We start from the raw sequence: 4,480 nt of genomic DNA on the forward strand, positions 1-4,480 counted from the left end.
TTCTGGTAGGCGTCAGCCGCAGCGGAAAAACGCCTACGTCGCTGTATCTGGCGATGCAGTACGGCCTCAAGGCCTCCAACTATCCGCTGATTCCCGAGGATTTTGACCGCCGGCAGCTGCCGCCGGCACTGGCGCCGCACCGCAAGAAAATCTTCGGCCTGACGATTGCCCCCGAGCGCCTGAGCCAGATCCGCAACGAGCGCCGGCCCAACTCGACCTACGCCAGCCTGGCCAACTGCCGCAACGAAATCCATGAAGCCGAAGCCATGATGCGGCGCGAAGGCATACGCTGGCTGTCCACCACCACCAAGTCGATTGAAGAGATTGCCACCACCATCCTGCAGGAAATCAGGCCGGAGCGGCTGGAATACTGAGATTTGAGCAGGCGCACCACGACAAATGCTACTATTTTTATAGCTACCTGCACCCGTGCTTATTGGGCTAGAGGCCTAAAATACATGAACCAAAGCGCCTACGGGGCTCGGAGCCGTAGCCTGGCTTGAGACGGGCTGCGAGAAAAATCCAACAGATAGGCAATGCCAATTCTTTTAATAGCATATTTCTATTAAAAATTAATAATCAATAGATGTAAACTTCCAACCTGCTCCATTTTTTACTCACCAAGGAAAATTCCATGTCCCTGATCAACACAGAAATCATCCCGTTCAAAGCGACCGCCTATCACAACGGCAAGTTCGTTCCTGTCAGCCAGGACAACTTCAAGGGCAAATGGTCCGTCGTCGTGTTCTACCCGGCCGACTTCACCTTTGTGTGCCCCACCGAACTCGGCGACCTGGCCGACCACTACGCTGAATTCCAGAAAATGGGCGTTGAAATCTACGGCGTGTCGACCGACACCCATTTCACCCACAAAGCCTGGCACGACACCTCGGACACCATCGCCAAGGTCCAGTACCCGCTGATTGGCGACCCGAGCCAGCAACTGGCCCGCGCCTTCCAGGTGCTGATTGAAGAAGGTGAAGACGCCGGTCTGGCCTACCGCGGCACGTTCGTGATTGACCCGGACGGCAAGATCAAGACCATCGAAGTGCACGACAACGGCATTGGCCGTGATGCCGCCGAACTGCTGCGCCGCGTCAAGGCCGCCCAGTACGTGGCCGCTCACCCGGGCGAAGTTTGCCCCGCCAAGTGGACCGAAGGCGCCGAGACGCTCAAGCCTTCATTCGACCTCGTCGGCAAAATCTAAGTCATCGCGCTGCCCCAGGCCCGGGGCACTTGTTCCCGGGCTTTTTTGTTTCTCCCTTTAGATTGAATGTGAGTCCGCCATGCTTGACGCCAGCACAAAAGCCCAACTGAAGAGTTACCTCGAACGCGCCACGCAGCCGATCGAGATCGTTGCCTCGCTGGACGACAGCAAGGCTTCGGGCGAAATGCGGGCCTTGCTCAAGGACATCACCGATTGCTCGCCCCTGGTCAGCGTGACCGAAAGCCGCGACGATACCTGCCGCAAGCCCTCGTTTTCAGTCAACCGCCCGCGCGAAAACCACGGCCCGCGTTTTGCCGGCCTGCCGATGGGCCACGAGTTCACCTCGTTGATTCTGGCGCTGCTGCAAATTGGCGGCTACCCGCCCAAGGTCGAAGAAGAGGTGCTGCAACAGATTCGCGCGCTTGATGGCGACTTTGAATTTGAGATATACATTTCACTGACCTGCCACAACTGCCCCGACGTGGTCCAGGCGCTGAACCTGATGGCGGTGCAAAACCCGCGCATCAAGACCACGATGATTGACGGCGCACTGTTCCAGGACGAAGTCAAGGCGCGCCAGATCATGGCGGTGCCGACCGTGCTCCTGAACGGCACCGAGTTTGGCCAGGGCCGCATGAGTCTGGAAGAGATACTCGCCAAAATCGACACCAGCGGTGCCGAGCGCGAAGCGGAAAAGATTGGCGCCAAAGCCCCGTTCGACATGCTGATCGTCGGCGGCGGCCCGGCCGGCGCCGCAGCGGCGGTGTACGCCGCCCGCAAAGGCATACGCACCGGTGTGGCCTCGGAGCGCTTTGGCGGCCAGGTGCTGGACACGCTGGGCATCGAGAACTTCATCTCGATCAAGGAAACCGAAGGGCCGAAATTCGCGCACGCGCTGGAAGAACATGTGCGCAACTACGACGTCGACATCATGAACCTGCAGCGTGCCAAGGCGCTGATTCCCAATACCGGCCCCAACCAGGACCTGATCGAGATCCAGCTTGAAAGCGGCGCCTCGCTCAAGTGCAAATCCGTGGTCATCTCGACCGGCGCGCGCTGGCGCAACATCAACGTGCCGGGCGAAACCGAATTCAAGAACAAGGGCGTCGCCTATTGCCCCCACTGCGATGGCCCGCTGTTCAAGGGCAAGCGCGTGGCGGTGATTGGCGGCGGCAATTCGGGCGTGGAAGCCGCCATCGACCTGGCGGGCCTGGTCGGCCATGTCACGCTGATTGAGTTCGACGCCAAACTGCGCGCGGACGCGGTGCTGCAGCGCAAACTCGTGAGCCTCAAAAATGTGACGGTGATTACCAACGCGCAAACCACCGAGATCACCGGTGACCAGACGGTCAACGGACTGGTCTACAAGGACCGCGCCACGAACGAATTGCACAGGGTCGAACTCGAAGGCGTGTTCGTGCAGATTGGACTGATCCCCAACACTGATTGGCTCAAGGGTGTGGTCGAGTTGTCCAAACACGGCGAGATCGTGGTGGACGCCAGAGGCCAGACCTCGGTGCCGGGCGTGTTCGCAGCGGGCGACGCCACCACGGTGCCGTTCAAGCAGATCATCATCGCGGCGGGGGACGGCGCAAAGGCGGCGCTTGGCGCTTTCGATTACCTGATCCGTATCTCGGCGCCCGCGGCCTGAAGGTGTGCAGCGCTGCCCGAAACGGCGGCGCAGCGCTGAAGGATCAATCGATTGACAGGCCCCATTGCGTGTTGCCAAACTGCGACAAAACCACGAATTCAAGCGCATCAAGTCCTGAACTTCTATCGCCTTATTTGCGAATAATTCGCATTCAATATATACTTTAAAGCGAACTTTACGCCAGCCAACTCACGTCTTCCGGGACCGCCTCGAGCACAGCCAAGCCATTCCTGTAACCCGGTCCGCCGCCCCGCAAAGCCGGACCCTGCTTGGAGGCCATATTGGCACACTCTTTTGCTCGCACAGCACGCGCCTGGCGCCAACAACCGTCCCGCCCTGGCGGCATTTCATCGGCCCGCTCACCCCTGGCCGCCTCAACCAGCCAGCCACCCGCCTCCCACAAAGCACTGCTGCCGCTGGGCGCCATGATGCTGGCGGCATCGGTTTCCGGTTGGGCGCAAAGCAGCGCGCCCGCTCCTGGCGCGGATTCACCGAATGTCACCGCCCCCTCGCCAGCCGAGAGTAAAACGCTGGCGCCCGTGACCGTGACAGGCACCCGCGACCGCGCCGCTCAAACCTACCAGAGCGGCATCACCAGCGTGGGCAAAACACCGGTTCTGGCCAAAGACATTCCGCAGTCCCTGACCGTGGTCAACGACAAACTGATTCACGACCAGGGCAAGGACAGCTTCAAGAGCGCGCTGGAAAACGTCATCGGCATCACCTTTGAGGCCGGTGAAGGCGGCCGCGTGGGCGACAACATCCGCCTGCGCGGTTTCAGCGCAGCGGGGGATATTTACCTGGACGGCATGCGCGACATGGCCCAGTACAACCGCGATGTGTTCAATACGGACCGGATGGAGGTGCTGCGCGGCGCGGCCTCCATGCTGTTTGGCCGCGGCTCCACCGGCGGCATCGTCAACCAGGTCAGCAAGCAGCCGCGCCTGATCACGGAGCACGAAGCCAACGCAACCATGGGCACCAACAACTACCAGCGTTATCAGGGCGACTTCAATTTCAAGCTGGCGGGCGACGCCGCGTTGCGCATCAATGCCATGGCGACCGACAGCGACGGACGCGGCGACAACGCGGGCGCATCCACCCATCGCCGCGGCCTGGCGCTGGACTACCGTCTGGGCATCGGCACTGCCAACGAATTTGAGATCAGCTACTACCACCTGCATTACAACGACAAACCCGATTGGGGCTTTGCCTGGCTCAACGGCCGCCCGGCCCCCTCGCCTACCCACAACTACTGGTACGGTCTGGACAGCGATTTCCAGAACGACAAGGCCAATGTGCTGACGCTGTCGCACACCCACCGCTGGGCCGATGGCAGCAGCCTGAAAACCAGTGTGCGTGATGGTTACTATTCCCGGGCCATGTGGGCCACGCAATCGAGTTTTGCAGCCGGCACGACGGCGGCCAACCTCAACGACAACACGGTCGTGAACCGGCGCAGCAACGCCAAGTCGGGCCAGGAGCACCACACCTTTGTGCAAACCGACTACCTCACGAGCACCCAGTGGTTTGGCCGAAAAAACAATCTGCTGGTCGGGGCGGAATACGCCGCTGAAAATGCCAGCCGGTCCACCTACGCGGCCCTGGTCGGCACCAAGCCC

Annotated in this window: 4 protein-coding genes; all 4 read left to right on the forward strand. The window is 60.6% G+C overall.

Translation table 11 applies throughout. The annotated features are described in order from the left end of the window. The coding region (locus Q8K05_RS09670) for a kinase/pyrophosphorylase (RefSeq protein ID WP_305246420.1) at positions 1-374 on the forward strand (374 nt) is incomplete at its 5' end. A gap of 260 nt (positions 375-634) precedes the next feature. After that, entirely contained in the window at positions 635-1,207 is a 573-nt protein-coding gene (ahpC, locus tag Q8K05_RS09675) for an alkyl hydroperoxide reductase subunit C (RefSeq protein ID WP_305246421.1), read from the forward strand. A 79-nt stretch (positions 1,208-1,286) separates the two neighbouring features. Beyond that, entirely contained in the window at positions 1,287-2,858 is a 1,572-nt protein-coding gene (gene ahpF / locus Q8K05_RS09680; protein ID WP_305246422.1) for an alkyl hydroperoxide reductase subunit F, read from the forward strand. 281 nt (positions 2,859-3,139) lie between these two features. Next, positions 3,140-4,480 (forward strand): TonB-dependent siderophore receptor (locus Q8K05_RS09685; RefSeq protein WP_305246423.1); only part of this gene is annotated, 1,341 nt, incomplete at its 3' end.

The sequence above is a fragment of the Polaromonas sp. genome (assembly GCF_030682935.1).
Classification (GTDB): Bacteria; Pseudomonadota; Gammaproteobacteria; order Burkholderiales; family Burkholderiaceae_C; genus Polaromonas.

Coding starts and splice junctions, on each gene's coding strand:
- ahpC (WP_305246421.1), top strand. CDS start 635: ATGTCCCTGATCAACACAGAAATCATCCCGTTCAAAGCGACCGCCTAT.
- ahpF (WP_305246422.1), top strand. CDS start 1,287: ATGCTTGACGCCAGCACAAAAGCCCAACTGAAGAGTTACCTCGAACGC.